This window comes from Ralstonia sp. UBA689 (assembly GCF_002298975.1).
Lineage (GTDB): Bacteria > Pseudomonadota > Gammaproteobacteria > Burkholderiales > Burkholderiaceae > Ralstonia.
In genome coordinates this window covers 41,695-59,587 of the sequence record NZ_DBMV01000047.1, presented here as the reverse complement: position 1 = coordinate 59,587, position 17,893 = coordinate 41,695, and the positions used below count along the sequence as shown (strand labels likewise).

The 17,893-nt window shown below is 66.2% G+C and carries 20 protein-coding genes; 3 read left to right on the top strand and 17 right to left on the bottom strand.

Annotated elements, in window-relative coordinates; genetic code table 11:
• Nucleotides 1–26 precede the first annotated feature (26 nt).
• The 6 genes from B4F51_RS24125 to B4F51_RS24100 all read right to left on the bottom strand — a co-directional run bounded on the left by B4F51_RS24125 (nucleotide 27) and on the right by B4F51_RS24100 (nucleotide 5,315).
• Nucleotides 27–671 (bottom strand): deoxynucleoside kinase, encoded by a 645-nt coding sequence (locus B4F51_RS24125; RefSeq protein WP_296229362.1) that lies wholly within the window; start codon nucleotides 669–671, stop codon nucleotides 27–29.
• A gap of 28 nt (nucleotides 672–699) precedes the next feature.
• Entirely contained in the window at nucleotides 700–1,215 is a 516-nt protein-coding gene (gene folK / locus B4F51_RS24120; protein WP_296229361.1) for a 2-amino-4-hydroxy-6-hydroxymethyldihydropteridine diphosphokinase, read from the bottom strand.
• Nucleotides 1,212–2,768 (bottom strand): polynucleotide adenylyltransferase PcnB, encoded by a 1,557-nt coding sequence (pcnB, locus tag B4F51_RS24115; protein ID WP_296229360.1) that lies wholly within the window; start codon nucleotides 2,766–2,768, stop codon nucleotides 1,212–1,214. The genes folK and pcnB overlap by 4 nt, the downstream gene beginning before the upstream one ends.
• A gap of 12 nt (nucleotides 2,769–2,780) precedes the next feature.
• Entirely contained in the window at nucleotides 2,781–3,455 is a 675-nt protein-coding gene (locus B4F51_RS24110; protein ID WP_296229359.1) for an HAD family hydrolase, read from the bottom strand.
• Between the two features lie 65 nt (nucleotides 3,456–3,520).
• Nucleotides 3,521–4,222 (bottom strand): DnaA regulatory inactivator Hda, encoded by a 702-nt coding sequence (gene hda, locus B4F51_RS24105; RefSeq protein ID WP_296229358.1) that lies wholly within the window; start codon nucleotides 4,220–4,222, stop codon nucleotides 3,521–3,523.
• A 22-nt stretch (nucleotides 4,223–4,244) separates the two neighbouring features.
• Nucleotides 4,245–5,315 (bottom strand): AI-2E family transporter, encoded by a 1,071-nt coding sequence (locus B4F51_RS24100; RefSeq protein WP_296229357.1) that lies wholly within the window; start codon nucleotides 5,313–5,315, stop codon nucleotides 4,245–4,247.
• A gap of 154 nt (nucleotides 5,316–5,469) precedes the next feature.
• On the opposite strand from B4F51_RS24100, the gene purM reads away from it, so the two are divergent.
• Nucleotides 5,470–6,540: a phosphoribosylformylglycinamidine cyclo-ligase gene (purM, locus tag B4F51_RS24095; protein ID WP_296229356.1), complete on the top strand. Its 1,071-nt coding sequence runs from the start codon at nucleotides 5,470–5,472 to the stop codon at nucleotides 6,538–6,540.
• Between the two features lie 74 nt (nucleotides 6,541–6,614).
• Here the strand turns inward: purM and B4F51_RS24090 are convergent, their stop codons facing one another.
• The 9 genes from B4F51_RS24090 to mutL form a co-directional block, all read right to left on the bottom strand.
• Nucleotides 6,615–7,046 (bottom strand): hypothetical protein, encoded by a 432-nt coding sequence (locus B4F51_RS24090; RefSeq protein ID WP_296229355.1) that lies wholly within the window; start codon nucleotides 7,044–7,046, stop codon nucleotides 6,615–6,617.
• Between the two features lie 38 nt (nucleotides 7,047–7,084).
• Nucleotides 7,085–7,348: an Ada metal-binding domain-containing protein gene (locus B4F51_RS24085; protein ID WP_296229354.1), complete on the bottom strand. Its 264-nt coding sequence runs from the start codon at nucleotides 7,346–7,348 to the stop codon at nucleotides 7,085–7,087.
• Complete coding sequence (ada, locus tag B4F51_RS24080; RefSeq protein WP_296229352.1) at nucleotides 7,345–8,439, bottom strand: bifunctional DNA-binding transcriptional regulator/O6-methylguanine-DNA methyltransferase Ada; 1,095 nt, start codon at nucleotides 8,437–8,439, stop codon at nucleotides 7,345–7,347. The genes B4F51_RS24085 and ada overlap by 4 nt, the downstream gene beginning before the upstream one ends.
• A gap of 95 nt (nucleotides 8,440–8,534) precedes the next feature.
• Entirely contained in the window at nucleotides 8,535–9,176 is a 642-nt protein-coding gene (locus B4F51_RS24075) for a DNA-3-methyladenine glycosylase family protein (RefSeq protein WP_296229351.1), read from the bottom strand.
• A 1-nt stretch (nucleotide 9,177) separates the two neighbouring features.
• On the bottom strand, nucleotides 9,178–9,843 hold the full coding sequence (gene alkB / locus B4F51_RS24070) for a DNA oxidative demethylase AlkB (protein ID WP_296229350.1): 666 nt from the start codon (nucleotides 9,841–9,843) through the stop codon (nucleotides 9,178–9,180).
• An 11-nt stretch (nucleotides 9,844–9,854) separates the two neighbouring features.
• The gene (locus B4F51_RS24065; RefSeq protein WP_296229349.1) at nucleotides 9,855–10,595 is read right to left on the bottom strand and encodes a 2OG-Fe(II) oxygenase; all 741 of its coding nucleotides are present in this window, start codon (nucleotides 10,593–10,595) and stop codon (nucleotides 9,855–9,857) included.
• Between the two features lie 94 nt (nucleotides 10,596–10,689).
• Nucleotides 10,690–11,220: a GNAT family N-acetyltransferase gene (locus tag B4F51_RS24060; RefSeq protein ID WP_296229348.1), complete on the bottom strand. Its 531-nt coding sequence runs from the start codon at nucleotides 11,218–11,220 to the stop codon at nucleotides 10,690–10,692.
• Nucleotides 11,217–12,200 (bottom strand): tRNA (adenosine(37)-N6)-dimethylallyltransferase MiaA, encoded by a 984-nt coding sequence (gene miaA / locus B4F51_RS24055; protein ID WP_296229347.1) that lies wholly within the window; start codon nucleotides 12,198–12,200, stop codon nucleotides 11,217–11,219. Before miaA ends, B4F51_RS24060 begins: the two co-directional genes overlap by 4 nt.
• Nucleotides 12,201–12,207: 7 nt before the next feature.
• The gene (gene mutL, locus B4F51_RS24050) at nucleotides 12,208–14,106 is read right to left on the bottom strand and encodes a DNA mismatch repair endonuclease MutL (protein WP_296229346.1); all 1,899 of its coding nucleotides are present in this window, start codon (nucleotides 14,104–14,106) and stop codon (nucleotides 12,208–12,210) included.
• Between the two features lie 126 nt (nucleotides 14,107–14,232).
• On the opposite strand from mutL, the gene B4F51_RS24045 reads away from it, so the two are divergent.
• A complete protein-coding gene (locus tag B4F51_RS24045; protein WP_296229345.1) occupies nucleotides 14,233–14,883 on the top strand; it encodes a VTT domain-containing protein in 651 nt (216 codons plus the stop codon).
• Nucleotides 14,884–14,886: 3 nt separating this feature from the next.
• Here B4F51_RS24045 and B4F51_RS24040 read toward each other — a convergent pair whose 3' ends face one another.
• Together B4F51_RS24040 and murJ are read right to left on the bottom strand one after the other, a co-directional pair.
• Nucleotides 14,887–15,732: a SirB1 family protein gene (locus B4F51_RS24040; protein WP_296229344.1), complete on the bottom strand. Its 846-nt coding sequence runs from the start codon at nucleotides 15,730–15,732 to the stop codon at nucleotides 14,887–14,889.
• Nucleotides 15,732–17,285, bottom strand: a complete 1,554-nt coding sequence (gene murJ / locus B4F51_RS24035) for a murein biosynthesis integral membrane protein MurJ (RefSeq protein ID WP_296229343.1) — start codon at nucleotides 17,283–17,285, stop codon at nucleotides 15,732–15,734. Before murJ ends, B4F51_RS24040 begins: the two co-directional genes overlap by 1 nt.
• 311 nt (nucleotides 17,286–17,596) lie before the next feature.
• On the opposite strand from murJ, the gene rpsT reads away from it, so the two are divergent.
• Nucleotides 17,597–17,863: a 30S ribosomal protein S20 gene (gene rpsT, locus B4F51_RS24030; RefSeq protein ID WP_039600094.1), complete on the top strand. Its 267-nt coding sequence runs from the start codon at nucleotides 17,597–17,599 to the stop codon at nucleotides 17,861–17,863.
• The last annotated feature ends 30 nt before the right edge of the window (nucleotides 17,864–17,893 follow it).

Genomic DNA, 17,893 nt, shown 5'->3' with positions numbered 1-17,893 from the left:
CCCACACTACCCGTGTGGCGGACCAGCTATCGCGTTGCCAGCTTGATGAATTCCTTGGGCCCGCGCATCGCGTCGATGCGGGCGAGCAAGGTGCGGAAATCGTCGTCGTTGCCTGCGGGGTCGAAGGCAGCGGTGTCGACGATCAGCGTCGGTGCGGCATCGTAATACAGAAACAGCTCGCCGTATGCGGCACAGATGCGTTCGAGATACTCGGCGTCGATGCCCGTTTCGTAAGGAACGGCACGCTTGGCAATGCGCGGCAGCAGGTCTTCGGCGCGCGCCTGCAGGCAGATCACGAGATCGATGCGTTGCTGGGGGAGCGCCAGTGCATTCGCCATGGCGTCATACAGCGCGAGTTCGTCGGCGGGCAGCGTGAGCTGGGCGAACAGGCGATCGCGCGGCAGGAAGCTGTCGGCGACGATGCGCTCGCCGGCGAGCGTCGCCTTGTGCCAAGCCTTCAGACGCTCGGCACGCTGCAGCAGGAAGCGCAGCTGCACCGGCAGGGCATAGCGCGCGGGCTCTTCGTAAAAACGGGCGAGGAAAGGGTTCTCGGCGGGCGTCTCGAACAGCGTGGCCGCTCGCAGGTGGTCGGCCAGGCGCTGGGCCAGCGCAGTCTTGCCCGCGCCAATGGGCCCTTCAACAACGATGCGGCGCAGGTGATCAAGTGCCATCGGCAGGCGGTAATACGTGAATAGGTTCTCAGGCGGCGGGCTGCTTGGCGCGCATGCACTGGCACATCGTGGTCTTCTCGATGCGCTGGTCGGCCACGCCGGGCAGCAGGTCCGCCACGGTGCCGATGCCCGGAATCACGAGATCCGGCGCCAGCTCATGTAGCGGCAGCAGCGTGAAGGCGCGCTGGCCCACGCGCGGATGCGGTACGGTCAGTTCGGGCGAGGTGAGGACGTGGTCACCGTAGAGCAGCAGGTCCAGGTCCAGCGTGCGCGGCGCGTTGCGAAACGGGCGTTCGCGACCGAACTGGTCTTCGATGTGATGACAAATGCGGAGCAGTTGACCGGCCGTGAACGGCGTCTCGATGCGTACCACGGCGTTGATGTAGTCGTCGCCGGTGGCCTCCACGGGCGCGCTGCGGTACAGGCTCGATTTGCCGGTGATGGTGATGCCGACCTGTTGCGCGAGGCAGACGACGGCATCCTTCACAGCCTGGCGTGCGTCGCCCAGGTTGGCGCCGATGCCGATGTACGCCACTGTCTTCACGTTCCCTCCGAGCCTTCCGGACCAACGTGATCGACTGTATCCGATTTTGCGGGACCGCGTCGGCGGCGCCGGCGCTTGGCGGGCCCCGTGGACCCCCCGCCGGTGGCCGGGGCCTGCTTGGCCTGGGCGAGCAGGGCTTCGCGTGTCTCGCCGTCACCGCTCTGGAAGTCGGTCCACCAGTCGGCCAGTTCCTGCGGCAATTCGCCCGAGGCGCAGCGCAGGGCGAGGAAGTCATAGCCGGCGCGGAAGCGCGGCGATTCCAGCAGGCGATACGGCATGCGGCCGGAGCGCTTTTCAAAGCGCGGCTGCATGCTCCAGATTTCTTTCATGTCGGCCGTGAAGCGGCGCTGGATGGCGAGTTGCTCGGTCTGGCGGTCGAGCACTTCGTCCATGGCGGTGTGCAGCGCGGGGATGAGCGGCTCGCCGGCAGAGCGGCGGCGGTTCCAGTGCTCCACCACGTGGTGCCACAGCAGCGAAGCGAACAGAAAGCCCGGCGAGACCGGTTTGCCGGCCTTCACACGATCGTCCGTGCTATCGAGCGCAAGCTGCACGAAGCGCTGGCCCATCGGCTGCTCCAGCGCCACGTCCAGCAGCGGCAGCAGGCCGCTGTGCAGCCCGGCCTTGCGCAGTTCCTGCAGCGATGCCCAGGCGTGGCCCGACATCAGCAGCTTCAACATCTCGTCGAACAGGCGGGCGGCCGGCACGTTGTGGATCAGCGGGCCCAGGTCGGCGATCGGCGCGCGCGTGGCGGGGTCGATGTCGAAGCCGGTCTTGGCTGCAAAGCGCACCACGCGCAGCATGCGCACCGGGTCTTCGCGGTAGCGGGTGAGCGGGTCGCCGATCATGCGCAGCGTGCGTGCGCGCATGTCTTCCATGCCGTGATGGTAGTCATGCACGGTCTGGTCGGCGGGGTTGTAGTACATCGCGTTGACGGTGAAGTCGCGGCGGGTGGCGTCTTCGGCCTGGGTGCCCCAGACGTTGTCACGCAGCACGCGGCCGCTGGCATCGACCGCGTGCGTGTGGTGGTCCAGCTCGGTGCGTTTGACGCGCTTGCCGGCGGGGACCTGTTCGGCATCCACCGCATCGACCAGCGCGCGGAAAGTCGAGACTTCGATGATTTCCTGATCGCGTCCGCCGTAGAAGGTCACGTGCACGATCTGGAAGCGTCGGCCGATGATGCGCGAGCGGCGGAACAGCGCCTGCACCTGCTCGGGCGTGGCGTTGGTCGCAACGTCAAAGTCTTTCGGCTTGATGCCCAGCAGCAGGTCGCGTACCGCGCCGCCGACGATGAAGGCGGCGTAGCCGGCTTCCTGCAGCGTAGAGGTGACTTTGACCGCATTGCGCGAGAGCAGCTTCGGGTCGATGCCATGCTCTTCGACCGTCCAGACGCGCGCCTGGCGTGGCAGGCCACCGCTGGACTTGGTGCGCGGCTTCGGCGTCCTGGGCGTCCTGGTCTTCTTGGCTGCGGGTGTTCCCGGTTCAGCGGCCAAAGTGGCCGATGCCGGCTCGGCGGTGGTTTTGCCCAGCAGGCGATTGATGAGTTTCTTGATCACGCCGCGCCCTGCTCAGAAAAGGTCCATGATGCGCCAATTGCGCTTGGCCGCGAGATTGCGCAGCGTGTCGTCCGGGTTGGTGGCAACCGGGTCGGTCACTTCTTCCAGCAGCGGCACGTCGTTGGCCGAATCGCTGTAGAAGGTGCTGTGCTCGAAGTCGCTCCAGCAGCGGCCCATGTTGGCGAGCCACTCGTGCACGCGCGCGACCTTGCCCTCACGGAAGCTCGGCGTGCCGGCCACGTCGCCGGTGAAGGCGCCATCGGCTGTGCCGTCGGCGGTGGCCGGTTCGGTGGCGATCAGGTGTTCGATGCCGAAGGCCTGCGCGATCGGGCGGGTGACGAAGCTGTTGGTGGCCGTGACCACGCAGCACAGATCACCAGCGTCCAGGTGTTTGTCGACCAGAGCGCGGGCTTGCGGCGTGATGTTGGGTGCGATCACGTCGTGCATGAATTCTGCGTGCCACCGGGCCAGCGTGTCGCGCGGGTGCGCGGCCAGCGGCGCCAGGGCAAAGCGCAGGAACGCGCGGATGTCCAGCGTGCCGGCCTTGTAATCGGCATAGAACTGATCGTTCTTGCGCTGGTATTCGGTTTCATCCACCACGCCGCGACGGATGAGGAAACGTCCCCACTCGTGGTCGCTGTCGGTGGGGATCAGGGTGTGATCGAGGTCAAAGAGGGCCAGATTCATGGGCGGCGATTTTACCCGAAGGCGTGGCATTCAATCGCGGCCGCCCGGGCGGCGGGCCCCGGCGCTCACTTCATCAGCGCGAGCATGTCGCGCACGAGCGGCAGGGTGACGGCGCGCTTGCGGGCGAGCGAGTAGGTGTCCAGCGCGTCCAGCAGGGCCATCAGGCTCGGCATGTCGCGGTAGGAGTGCGTGACAAGCCACTGCGGAACGTCGGCCGAGAGCTGCATGCCGCGTTCGCGGGCGGCCTGGCGTAGGGCCTCGACCTTGTCGGCGTCGGACAACGGGCGCAGCCAGTAGACCAGGCCCCAGCCCAGGCGGGTGCGCAGGTCTTCGCGCAGCGGCATCGACATGGGCGCGGCCGCCCCGGCGATGATGATGGCGGCATGCGGATGCGCGCGCACTTCGTTGACGAGGTTGAACACGGCGATCTGCGCCCATTCGTCCAGGCGCTCGGCGTCGTCGATGGTCCAGACGGTCACGGCCGGGTCGAATTCGAGGGCTTCGGGCGGCGCGTCGGGCTCCAGCGTGCGGACTTCGTAGCCGCCGGCCTCGGTCTGGGCGCAGATGGCCTGCAACAGATGGCTGCGGCCGCTGCCGGATTCGCCCCACAGGTAGACGAGGCGGTCGGTGGCGGTGCCGTCCACCACCTGCGGAATCAGGCCGCGCAGGCGCAGCACCGCCTCTTCGTTGCCGGTGGCGACGAAGTTGTCGAAGGTCGGGGCAGGTGTTGCGCCGAGTTCGAGCGGTAGCTGTTCTGGGTGGGCCATGAAACGTAAGACGGCAAGTGGATCAGTCGCGGTACAGCTTGCTGCTCAGGTAGAGCTGCCGGAGCTGCCGCAGGCCGACCAGCAGCACTGCGCTGATCGGCAGGGCCAGCAGGATACCGAAAAATCCGAACAATTGGCCAAAAGCCAGCAAGGCGAGGATCACGGCCAGCGGATGCAGGCCGATGCGTTCACCCACCAGCCGCGGCGTCAGATAGAACCCTTCCATCACCTGGCCGATGCCATACACCACCGCCACTGCCAGCAGGCCGTACAGGTTGCCGAACTGCAGCAGCGCCGACAGGATCGCCAGCGTCAGCCCGATGCCGAAGCCGATGTACGGAATGAACACCGCCAGGCCCGTGAAGATGCCGATCGGCAGCGCGACGTCAAAGCCCGCCAGCGCCAAGCCTGTGGAGTAGTACATCGCCAGCACCAGCATCACGATGATCTGCCCGCGCAGGTACTGGGAGAGCAGCCCGTCGGTCTCTTGCGCCAGCTCGCGCGTTTTGGGCAGCCAGCGGCGCGGCACGGCGCTCTCCAGGCGGCGCATGAGCATGTTCCAGTCCATCAGCAGGTAGAACATCACGATCGGCACCAGGAAGGCGATCCCCAGCACCTGGATTGCCGCCGAACCCGACACACGCAGGGTGTTCAGCGTCTTGGACATCACATCTTCCGGGCTGGAGGCAAACTGCTCGGTCAGCAGTTTGCGCAGCCCGGGGAAATCGAAACTCACATGCACGCCCATTTCCGCCAGCTTGGGCGAGACCACGGCGTTGAGCTTGGCCAGCATGCCGGGCAATTGCTCGTGGATGGTCGGAACCTCCTTCTGCAGCACCGCCAGGACCAGCAGCATCAGCGCGGCGCCGACCACCGTCAGCAGCAGGATCATCAGGAACACGCCCAGCGCGCGCGGCACGCGGTGGCGCTGCAGCCATTCCACGCCCGGGTGCAGGATGTACGAGAGGATGAACGCGAAGACGAACGGCGTAAGCGTTGGCGCCAGCAGCTTGAGCAGGACCAGAAAGACGATCGCCACGGCGAGCCAGGCGACGGTGCGCTTGGTTTCCTGCGACAGCACGGGGGCGTTCATGGGCGACTGGGGTTCCTGTGGCGGGTAGGCGGGTCCGAAAAGCAGCCATTGGGGAGGCTGCATCCGGTAAAATCGCGATTTTACTGGACCGCCGGGGCCGGTTTTTTTGACTTCCCGCCGCGTGCCACCGGATTTTTACCATTCAGACGACTGTATGAGCGCCTCCGAAACCCCATCCGCATCCACCGTATCCCCGTCGGGCGGCCTTTCCTACCGCGATGCGGGCGTCGACATCGAGGCGGGCGACGCCCTGGTCGACCGCATCAAGCCGTTTGCCAAGCGCACCATGCGCGAAGGCGTGCTGGGCGGCATCGGCGGCTTCGGCGCACTGTTCGAGTTGTCCAAGAAGTTCCAGGAGCCGGTGCTGGTGTCCGGCACCGACGGCGTGGGCACCAAGCTCAAGCTGGCGTTTGCCCTCAACCGTCACGACACGGTCGGCCAGGATCTGGTCGCCATGAGCGTGAACGACATCCTGGTGCAGGGCGCCGAGCCGCTCTTCTTCCTGGATTACTTCGCCTGCGGCAAGCTGGACGTCGACACCGCCGCCACCGTGGTCAAGGGCATCGCCCAGGGCTGCGAACTGGCCGGCTGCGCACTGATCGGCGGTGAAACGGCCGAAATGCCGAGCATGTACCCGGACGGCGAATACGACCTGGCCGGCTTTGCCGTCGGCGCGGTCGAGAAGAGCAAGATCATCGACGGCACCACCATTGCCGAGGGCGACGTGGTGCTGGGCCTGGCCTCGTCGGGCGCGCATTCGAACGGCTACTCGCTGGTGCGCAAGATCATCGAGGTGTCGCGCCCGGACCTGAATGCCGACTTCCACGGCCAGCGCCTGCAGGACGCCATCATGGCGCCGACGCGCATCTATGTGAAGCCGCTGCTGGCGCTCATCGAGAAGCTGCACGTCAAGGGCATGGCCCACATCACCGGTGGCGGCCTGGTCGAGAACGTGCCGCGCGTGCTGCCCGAGACCGTGACCGCCGTGCTGCATCAGGACGCCTGGACGCTGCCGCCGCTGTTCCAGTGGCTGCAGAAGGCCGGCAACGTGGCGGATGCCGAGATGCATCGCGTGTTCAACTGCGGCATCGGCATGATCGTGATCGTGTCGGCGGCGGATGCGCCGGCGGCCATCGCCCACCTGAAGGACGCGGGCGAGACGGTCTACCAGATCGGCGAAATCCGCGCCCGCCAGGCCGGCGAAGCGCAGACGATCGTCGTCTGACGCGAAGTTCGCGCCCAATCAAAAACCGCCGATGTGTTCGGCGGTTTTTTTATGCGCGGTGTTCGGCAAGCGGCTTACTTCAACGGCACGTAGTCGCCGGTTGCGGGGTCGTCTTTCTGCAGCGCGCCCGTGTTCTTGTCGATCAGCAGCGTGACGACACGCGGCGCGGTGTTCGGATCGCCGCCGCAGGCCGGCGTGTGGTTTTCCAGCACTTCGACGCTGTAGTGTGTGGCGTCTTCCTGATCGGCGAGGAACGACAGGCATTCCGGCGACAGGCTGGTCAACTTGTATTTCAGGATGGCAGCGCGGGCAATGTCCGCAGCCTTGGCCTGCTCAGCTTCGCTGAGCGCGGGCACGCCGGCGGCTGGCGCCGTGGGCGTGCTTGCTGTGGCGGCAGCCGGTGCGGAAGCCTGGGCCGGCGCAGCGGGTTTTGGCGCTTCGTCGGAACGGCCGCAGCCTGCCAGCGCGAGGGAGGCGAGTACGGCAAGAAGCAGGGGTTTGATCATGGCGCGCGGAGCGTGTCTTCAATGATGAGACCGCGACTTTACCCGGAACCCACCGATTCTTTCCATGCCGCGTACGCCTGGGGCATGCAGACCGCGCAGGGCCGATAACCGGCCGCGCGTGCGTCGGCCTCGTTCAGAAAGAACACGCGATGTCGCACATAGCCGCCACGCGCGATAGCCTGGCGTGCCGCGCGGCAATCGAGGCGGCCGTAAATGCGTGCGCGCCGGTGCCCGCCCAGCCTGCCGGGCACGACGCTTTCGTAACACTGACCGTCCGCGCCGATCAGCGACCAGGTTCTCACGCGACCGGCTGGGCCTCGGGATGCGCCTCGCGCTCCAGCAGCGCTCGCTTGCGCTCCACGCCCCAGCGGTAGCCGGAGGTGTTGCCGTCGCGGCGGATCACGCGATGGCATGGGATGGCTACGGCGATGTGGTTGGCCGCGCACGCCTGGGCCACTGCCCGGACCGCCTTGGGGGCGCCGATGCGCGCGGCAATTTCGGTGTAGCTCGTGGTCCTGCCGGGCGGCACTTCGCGCAGGGCCTGCCACACGCGTTCCTGAAACGCCGTGCCACGCACGTCCAGCGGCAGGTCCAGTCCGATGGACGGTGCCTCGATCAGGCCCACCACTTTTGCCACCGTATTTTCGAAGTCCGCATCTCCGCCGATCAGCTCGGCCTTTGGGAAGGTGTCCTGCAGGTCGCGCGCGAGGGCATCCGGATCGTCGCCCATCAGGATCGCGCAGATGCCGCGGTCGCTCTGCGCCACCAGAATGGAGCCCAGCGAGCATTCGCCCACCGCAAAGCGGATCGTGGTCTGCGCGCCGCCCGCGCGGTAGCGGCTAGCGGTCATGCCTAGCACGTTGTCCGACGCCTCGTAGAACCGGCTGCTGGCGTTGAAGCCCGCATCGTAGATGGCTTCGGTGACGGAGCTGCCGCGGCCCAATTGCGCGCGCAGCTTGCGCGCCCGGTGGGCGGCAGCATAGGCCTTGGGGGTGAGGCCCGTCACGCTCTTGAATAGGCGGTGGAAGTGGTACGTGCTCAGGCCGGCGTCCTGCGCTAGGGCTTCGAGTGTCGGCGGGGTTTCGGCGGCTTCGATGCGGCGGCAGGCGGCAGCGGCCAACGCGGCCTGCTGCGCGCGCACTGTGGTTTGGTCGGGGCTGGAGCGGCGGCTGGGGCGATAGCCAGCGGCCTCCGCATCGGCGGCCGAGTCGAAGAACTCGACGTTCTCGGGGCGCGGCAGGCGCGAAGGGCTGCTCGGCTGGCAATACACGCCGGTGGTCTTCACGGCGTAGACGAACTGGCCGTCGGCGGAGGCATCGCGCGCGAGCACGCGAGCCCAGCGCGGGTCGTGTTCGACGGCGGTGGCCGGTACGGCTTGGGCGGACGTTTGCATGGCGTGATCCATTGGAAAGCGATGCCTGTACTGTAGGTGCGAGCCCCGGTCGGAACACTCCGCGTCTTGCGGTCAAATTCGATGAGGCGAGTGCGTCACCTGGGTGGCATGCGCCAGAGATACCACGCTGCGATGGTGCGGTACGGGCTCCACGCGCGGCCGATCTCCATCATCTGCTTGCGCGTGGGAGCCGTTTCCAGGCATTTCAGGCGCCGGTAGCCGTCGCGCACGCCGAAGTCGTCGGCGGGCAAGATATCGGAGCGCTCCAGCGTGTAGATCAGCAGCATCTCGACCGTCCAGCGGCCGACGCCGCGCAGCGTGACGAGCCGATCGACGAGCGTCTCGTCGGGCATGGCGAGCGCCAACGCACGCGTGGGCACGACGCCGTCAATCGTGGCCTGGGCGATGCCGCGAATGGTCGCCAGCTTGGTCGCCGAGAAGCCGCAGCCGCGCAGCGCAGCCTCGTCCGTGGCGAGCACCTGTTCGGGCGTGGGAAAGCCCGCGCCAGGGGAGAGCGCCAGGAACCGGCCGAGGATGGCGTCGCCGGCCTTGGCGTGCAGTTGCTGGTAGGCGATGGCGCGCACGAGCGCTTCGTAGGGTTCGCGCGCGGGCTTGGCAGCATGGCGGCACGGGCCGGTGGCGGCGATGTGGCGTGCCCAGTCGTCGTCGAGCGACGCGAGGAAATCGGCGGCGCGCACGTAGGCGCCTTCGGACAGATCGGCGGCGATGGTCGTCATGTCAGCCGGCCTTGCGGAAGGTGAGGTTGATGCGCTGGCTCCCCAGCAGAGGATGCGGTGTGTCCTTGAGCGGCGCCACGCCGTGATAACGCAGGCGGTCCGGCCCACCCCACACCACCACGTCGCCATGGAAGAGGGAGATGCGCTGGGTCTTGTCCGAACGCTTGAGTCCGCCCCACAAAAAGACAGCGGGCATGCCGAGCGATACCGAGACGATGGGGGCGCCGTAATCCTGTTCATCGCGGTCCTGGTGCAGCGACAGGCGTGCGCCGGGCACATAGCGGTTGATGAGGCAGGCGTCAGGCGTGAAGCCTGGGAAACCGGCTTCAGCGGCAGCGCTGCGGGCCAGGCGAAGAAAGACGTCGGGCAGTGGCGGCCACGGCTGGCCCGTCAGCGGATCGTGCGTGGCGTAGCGGTAGCCGCGTCGGTCGGACGTCCAGCCCAGCGCGCCGCAGTTGGTCAGCGCTACCGACATCTCGAAGCCGCCCGGCGTGATCATGTGACGGAAGGGCGCCTGCTGCGCGATGGCCTCGACGGCGGCGAGCAGGGCACACGCGTCGGCCTGCGCGAAGCGGCGCAGCACGAACGACGCCGGCCCGAGCACAAGAGGTGCGGCGGGCGCATCGTCAATGTGTTCGTGGTCGGCAAAGAGATCGCCTGTTGCCATGCGTTCAGCGCTCACAGCGCATCGTGAAAGATGATGCCCACAGTATGCCGCTGCCCGGAACGCAGACGGCTCACGCCGTGGCGCATGTTCACGCGATACACACCGCGCGTGCCCTGCACGGGCCGATGGTGCACGGCAAAGACCACCGCATCGCCTTTGCGCAGCGGCACGACTTCGGGGCGCGATTGCATGCGCGGGCGCTGCTCGGTCATGACGAACTCGCCGCCGGTGAAATCGACGCCGGGCTCGGACAGCAGGATCGCCACCTGCAGCGGGAAGACGTGCTCGCCGTATAGGTCTTGATGCAGGCAGTTGTAATCGCCGGGGCCGTACTTGAGGATCAGCGGCGTGGGTCGCAACTGGCCGGCTTCGTGGCTGCGGCGCAGGAAATCGGCGTGCCTTGCGGGAAAGCGCACGTCGATGTCCATCGTTTGGTTCCAGCGGTTGGCGATGGACGCCAGTGGCGGGTACAGCGTGGTACGCAAGTGCGCAATGACGTCGGGCAACGGATAGGCGAAGTACTTGTACTCGCCGCGCCCGAAGCCGTGGCGTTCCATCACCACGCGCGAACGGTAGAGGTTGTCGTGCGGGTAGAGCGCGGCCAGCGTCTCGCAGGCATCGTGCGTGAGCAGGCTCGGCAGCACGGCGCTGCCGACGTCGTTGAGGGTGTCTTCAACGGCATCCCAGTCGATGCCGTCAAGCGTTGGGAGGTGGCCCGCGTCTGTATGTGTGACGGGTGGGGAGGGCGGCATGTTCGTTTCATCCGATCGGATTCGATATGCCAAGCCTACGCTTGCCGGCGTGCACACGGCACTCCGGAGTTTGCGGTCGAATTCGGCCCCGTAATCAGCCCTGCGTGTCCATGGCTGCCGGCATCGGGATGGCGGCCATCTTGGTCAGCGCATCGCCGGTGGCGCGGCAGATACGCCACTCCGGCAGCACATCGGCGCCCATGGCCTCGTAGAAGGCGATCGACGGGGCGTTCCAGTCGAGCACGCTCCATTCGAAGCGGCCGCAGTCGCGCTCCTGTGCCAGTCGCGCGAGGTGCACGAGCAACGCTTTGCCAATGCCGAAGCCGCGATAGGCGGGCTCCACGAACAGGTCTTCCAGGTACAAGCCCGGCTTGCACAGGAAGGTCGAGAAGTTATGGAAGAACAGCGCGAAGCCGACAGCCTGACCTTCCACTTCGGCCAGCACCGCCTCGCAGTATGGACGCGGGCCGAACAGCATCGTAGAGAGCGCCTCGGGCGTGGTCTGCACAAGGTGCGTGAGCTTTTCGTACTCCGCCAGCGCGGAAATCAGGCGGACCAGCGCAGTGCAGTCGTCCGGCGTGGCGGGGCGCAGCGTGAAGGTGGTGGCGGCGTCGGTTGTCGTCATTGTGTTTCCAGTGCGGTTTGGACCAGGCGCGCGACCTGGTCGACGTAATCGGGGGCGAGGCAATCGACCACGTGCCGCTCGGGTGTGCTGCGCAGCCACGTGATCTGACGCTTGCAGAGCTGGCGCGTGGCTGCGATGCCTTGTTCGCGCAGGGCGGCCATGTCGATCTCGCCGTCGAGGTAGGCCCACGCTTGCCGATATCCCACGCAGCGAATGGACGGCAGCGCGGGCGACAGATCGCCACGTTTGCGCAGGGCTTCCACCTCGTCGAGCAGGCCGCCTGCGAGCATTGCGTCAAAGCGCTGGGCGATGCGCGCGTGCAGCACGAGGCGGTCCGATGGCTCCAGCGCGATCGTCAGGTAAGGCGCCGCGGCTTCGTGCCGATGGAATGCGTTGGCACCCGCCTCGCGCGCCAGCAGCGCGGACATCGGCTGGCCCGTCAACCGGTAGAGCTCCAGCGCGCGCTGAATGCGCTGCGCGTCGGTCGTGTGCAGCCGCGCGGCAGTGACGGGGTCGACCAGCGCGAGCTTCGCATGCAGCGCGGGCCAGCCGTCGCGCGCGGCTTCGGCGTCGATCTCGGCGCGGATGGCCGGATCGGCGCCGGGCAAATCGGAGAGGCCCTGCGTGAGTGCCTTGTAGTACAGCATCGTGCCGCCGACGATCAGCGGCAGCCTGCCGCGTGCGCGGATGGCGTCGATCAGCGCATTCGCATCATTGGCGAATTGCGCGGCTGAATATGCGTCGAGCGGATCGATGATGTCGATCAGGTGATGTGGCGCGATGGCCTGTTCTTCCTGGCTGGGCTTGGCGGTGCCGACGTCCATGCCGCGATACACCAGCGCCGAATCCATGCTGATGATCTCGATGGGCCAGCGCTCGGCCAACCTCAATGCGGCAGCCGTCTTGCCGGACGCGGTGGGGCCGAGCAAGCAGACCGCTCGGGGCCCGGTCTGTGGCGCGGTTGCGGACGATGCAGTCATCGGAAACTCACTGGCCGCGCAGGAACAGGCGGTCCAGGTCGGCCACGGTCAGTTGAATCCATGTTGGGCGGCCGTGATTGCATTGGTCCGCGCGTTCGGTGGCTTCCATCTGGCGCAGCAACGCGTTCATTTCGTCCAGGTTCAGCCGGCGATTGGCGCGCACGGCCGAATGGCAGGCCAGTGTGGCGAGCAGTTCGTTCTGCCGTTCGGCCAGCACGCGCGAGCCGCCGTAGGCTTGCAGGTCGCGCAGCACGTCGCGGGCCAGCGCTTGGGCGTCAGCCTTCTGCAGCAGCGTCGGCACGGATCGCACGGCCAGCGTGGTGGGCGACACGGCAGAGATGTCGAAACCCAGCAGCATGAGTGTGTCGCGGAACTCCTCGGCGGTGCCGATCTCCACCGCGCTAGCGGCAAACGTGACGGGGATGAGGAGCGGCTGCACTTCGACGCGCTTGGCTTCCAGCGCGGTTTTCAGTTGCTCATACAGGATGCGCTCGTGCGCTGCGTGCATGTCGACCAGCACCATGCCGCGCGCGTTCTGCGCCAGCACGTAGATGCCGTGCAACTGGGCGATGGCGAAGCCGAGCGGGTGGGCCTCGTCGTCATTGGTTTGGGTTTCGGTGACGGGTTCAACGACTGTGGCCGGCGCGTCTGCTGTTGCAATGCCACCATCGAACAGCGTCGCGGCGCTCGGCACATCGGCCATCCAGGCCGGGCGGGACGAGGCCAGCGGCGCACTGGCGCCACCCATCATCGACAGATATTCCGCACGCGGCTGCGCAATGCCGAGCGAGATCTGCCGCGCGGCCATCTGGTTGATCCAGCGCGTCGTGTTGTCGGCAGGCGAGGGCGTGGCCGCAACTTCGGGCGCCTCGGCAATGTCGGTGCGCAGGCTGTCGCCCTGTTCGCCGGCATGTCGGGACAGCGCGCGCTGCACCGCGTGGTAGACGAACTGGTGCACCGCGCGGCTGTCGCGGAAGCGCACCTCGATCTTGGACGGATGCACGTTGACGTCCACCGCTTCGGGCGGCAGTTCCAGGCAGAGGACGTAGGCAGGGAAGCGGTCGCCGTGCAGCACGTCTTCGTAGGCGCTGCGCACGGCGTGCGTGAGCAGGCGATCACGCACGAAGCGGCCGTTGACATAGAAGAACTGGTGGTCGGCCCGGCCGCGCGAGGCCGTCGGCAGGCCAGCAAAGCCGAAGAGGCGCAGTTCGCCGGCTTCTTCATCGAAGGGCAGCCGCGCGCGGGCAAATTCGGTGCCGAGCACGGCGGCGGTGCGCGAGTCGGCCTGCGTGGCGTTCCAGTGCTCCAGCGGTTTGCCGTTGTGATGCACGGAAATGGCTACGTCCGGCCGCGCCAGCGCGGTGCGGCGGATCACCTCCAGGCAGTGGCCCAGTTCGGTTTGTTCGGTCTTGAGGAATTTGCGGCGTGCCGGCGTGTTGAAGTACAGGTGCTGCACGTCGACCGTGGTGCCGACGCCGCCCGAGGCCGGCAGCGAGCGCCCCGTTTGCGCAACGATTTGTGTGGCGTGTGCGTCATGGGTGGTGCGCGAGGTGAGCGTTAGTTCCGCCACCGAGGCAATCGAGGCCAGCGCTTCACCGCGAAAACCCAGCGTCGCCACCGATTCCAGCTCTTCCAGCGAGCCGATCTTGCTGGTCGCATGCCGCATCAGCGCCACCGGCAGTTCATCGGCCGGAATACCGCCACCGTTGTCGGTAATGGCGATGCGGCGCACGCCGCCCTCTTCCAGCTTGATCTGGAGCTGGGTGGCGCCGGCGTCCAGCGCGTTTTCCAGCAGTTCCTTGACCACGGAGGCCGGCCGCTCGACCACCTCGCCGGCCGCGATCTGGCTGATCAACTGGTCGGGAAGCGGGCGGATGGGGCGGCGGGAAGTCGAGGCGGAAGTCATCGCGGCATTATAAATGTCACACCTTGTGTGGCGCACCGACGCGAGCCCAGCAAGCGTTAGGGGAAATCAAATTTACATCCGGTATCATTCCCCGCTGCTTAATCGGGGGTTGGTTTGGATATCGTGATGCAACTGGTCGACATCGTTCTGCATGTCGACAAATCGTTGGGACTGCTCATTCAGCAGTACGGCGCGTGGGTCTACGTGCTGCTGTTCGCCATCGTCTTTGCCGAGACGGGCTTGGTGGTACTGCCATTCCTGCCGGGCGACACGCTGCTCTTCATTGCAGGCGCCATGTGCGCCACAGGTCAGATGGACGCCTGGCTGCTCATCGTGCTGCTGGTCACAGCCGCGGTCACGGGCAATACCGTCAACTACTTCGTCGGTTCGTGGATCGGGCCCAAGGTATTCGACGGTCACATCCGTTTCCTTGATCACCAAGCGTTGCTTAGGACACACGCCTTCTACGAGCGCCATGGCGGCAAGATGCTGGTGATGGCGCGCTTCATCCCGGTGGTGCGCACGTTCGCGCCGTTCGTGGCCGGTGTCTCGAAGATGACGTTCGCCAAGTTCCAGCTTTTCAACATGATCGGCGCCGTGCTGTGGGTGGCGATCCTGGTGCTGTCGGGCGAGGCGTTTGGTAACGTGCCCGTCGTCCGTGATCACCTGAACACGATCGTGCTGATCGGTCTGGGTGCGGCGATTGTGCCGCTGATGCTCGGCGGGCTGTGGAAGCTGCTCAAGCGCCGCCGCGGCAGCGCTGTCGCGCAGAAGTAAGCGTCAGTTCAAGTTTTTGCTCATGGCGCGCAGCGTCGGCATGCGCTCCTTGAGCTTGGGCGTGTCGGCCGCTTCGGGCCGGGCATCCACGTAAGCTTCCAGGTCGGCCAGGGCCGGCCGGAAGCATTCCAGATTGGCGTAGGCCAGCCCCCGGTCGCGCACTTCCTCGATCGAATCCGGCAACAAGATCACCAGCCGCTGCTGCACCGCCAGCAAGCGCTGCCAGCGCGACTCCTGCAAGTAGATCGCCTTCAGGTTGCGCAGCATGCGCGCAATGATCTCGCGGTGCGTGGCCACCTGCAGGAACACCCCGAGCGGCACCGTGTTCGGGTCTTCGATGCCTTCCTTTTCCAGGTATGGGTCGAGCATGTCCTGCAATTCTTCCTTCGACAGCGTCTGCCCCGTCAGCGGATCGAGCACGACCTCGCCGGCAGGGATGCTCATGCGCACCAGGAAGTGGTTCGGGAAGGACACGCCCTTGAGCGGCAGTCCGATCTGCTGGCCGATCTCCATGAGCAACACCGCGAGCGAGATTGGAATGCCGCGCCGGCTCTGCAGCACGGCGTTCAGATAGGAGTTTTCGGGGTCGTAATAATCGTTTGCGTTGGGGCCGAAGCCCAGTTCGCGGTAGAAGAACTGGTTGAGCAGGCGCAGGCGTTGGATGGCCGGCGTGCCGTCGGCAATGCGATTCTTGATGCGTGCGACCAGCACGTCGATGGCGGCAAGCTCTGCCTGCAGGTCCAGGTCCGGATACGCGTCCTGCGCGATGGACAGGGCGGTTTCGGTGAGGGGGATGCTGTCGTCGTCCGCGACCAGGGCCGAAAAATAATCGAGGACTTTAGTGGTCATCAGATTGCCTTCTTTCGGAACGTGGAGAACTTCAACCCGGTCAGCCACAGTGTACCGAAATAGACCACCGCGCACAGGACCAGGCAAGCGCCCAACAGGGCGATGCGCACGAGCGGCTTGGTGCCCAAGCCCACCCAATCGAAGTTATGCGCAAACCACAGCAGCACCCCCCCCAACAGCAGCACGGCGGACGTCACCTGCGCGAGGAACAGGCCCCAGCCCGGCAGCGGGTGGTAGTAGCCGCGGCGGCGCAGCCCGAAGAACAGCAGCGCCGCATTGATGGTCGCGCCAAAGCTGATGGACAGCGCCAGCCCGGCGTGTCCGAACACCGGCACGAAGAAGTAGTTGGAGAGCTGCGTCACCGCCAGCACCACCAGCGCGATCTTCACCGGCGTGCGGATGTCCTGCCGAGCATAAAAGCCCGGCGCCAGGATCTTGATGACGATCAGGCCGATCAGCCCGACGCCGTACGACACCAGCGCCTGGCGGGTCATCTCGACGTCCATGCCGTTGAACTTGCCGTAGTGGAACAGCGTGGCCGTGAGCGGCGCGCCGAAGACGAACAGCCCCACCGCGGACGGTACCGCCAGCAGCACAGTCAGCCGCAGGCCCCAGTCGAGCAGGGAGGAATACTCTTCGCGATGCTCTTCCGCGCTGGCCTTGGACAGGCTCGGCAGCAGGATCGTCCCCAGCGCCACGCCTAGCAGCGCGGTCGGGAATTCCATCAGCCGGTCCGCGTAGTTGAGCCATGACACGCTGCCCGCCGGCAAGCGTGAGGCGATGTTGGTATTGATGATGAGGCTGATCTGCGCGACCGACACCGACAGCGTGGCCGGCAGCATCTGCTTGAGCACGCGCTGCACGCCCGGGTGGTGCCAGGCTGCCCGCATGTTGAACGACACGCGCGGCAGCATGCCGACGCGGCGCAATGACGGAACCTGGATTGCCAGTTGCAGAATGCCGCCCACCACCACGGCATACGCCTGTGCATAGATGGGCGTCTCCAGGAACGGCGCCACAAACAGCGCCGCCACGATGAACGACAGGTTCAGCAGCACCGGCGTGAAGGCCGGCACCGCAAATTCGCGCCACGTGTTCAGGATGCCCGAGGCCAGCGCCACCAAGGACACCAGCCCGATATACGGAAACATCACCCGCGTCATGAAGATCGCCGAGATGTAAGCTTGGCTCTCGTGCGTCTTGAAGCCGGTCGCCACGGCAGTGACGATCAGCGGCGCGCCGATCACGCCCAGCGCAGAGATCACCACCAGGAACCACGTCATGACCGTGGCCACCGCGTCGACGAGGGCGCGGGTCTCGGCCTCGCCTTGGCGGTTCTTGAACTCGCCCAGGATCGGCACGAAGGCCTGTGAGAACGCCCCCTCGGCTGAGAGCCGGCGCAGCAGGTTGGGGATGCGGAAGGCGACATTGAAGGCGTCGGTGTACACCGATGCGCCGAAGGCGCGGGCGATCAGCGTTTCGCGAATGAGCCCGGTGATGCGCGACATCATCGTCAGGCCGCTGATCGTGGCGAGGGTTTTGAGGAGATTCAAGATGGATGCGTGGTTGGGCGCCGCCCTCAACTGACAACGGCGCGGCAATGGCGGTCAGACCGGCGTTGCCATGCGGGGTTCGCGGCCGGTGCGGCGGTGTGGCGCAATTGCGGCCGTATTATAGGGATCACCTCGCTGCATGCCTAAAAGTGCAGCAAGAGCCTCAATGCAACGCTGCTCAGGCGATTTCGCAACACGGTTTGCATCCGGTGGGGGAATCTGCGTATAATTGCCGTTTCTCACGCATTCGCGCGCTTCGGCCTTCCGTGTCTCCCGGGGCGCTTGCAACAGTTTTCTTCAGGAAATTTTCCATGGCAAACACCGCACAAGCACGCAAGCGCGCACGCCAGGCCGTCGTTCTGAACGCCCACAATTCGGCACTGCGCTCGCGTCTGCGCACCGCGATCAAGACCGTCCGCAAGGCTGTGGCTGGTGGCGACAAGGCTGCAGCCGCCGCTGCATTCAAAACCGCTCAGAGCACGATCGACAGCATCGCTGACAAGAAGATCGTCCACAAGAACAAGGCTGCACGCGCCAAGTCGCGTCTGTCCGCTGCCATCAAGGCAATGGCTGCCTAAGTTCGGGTGATGCTGGCTTGGCCGGCATAG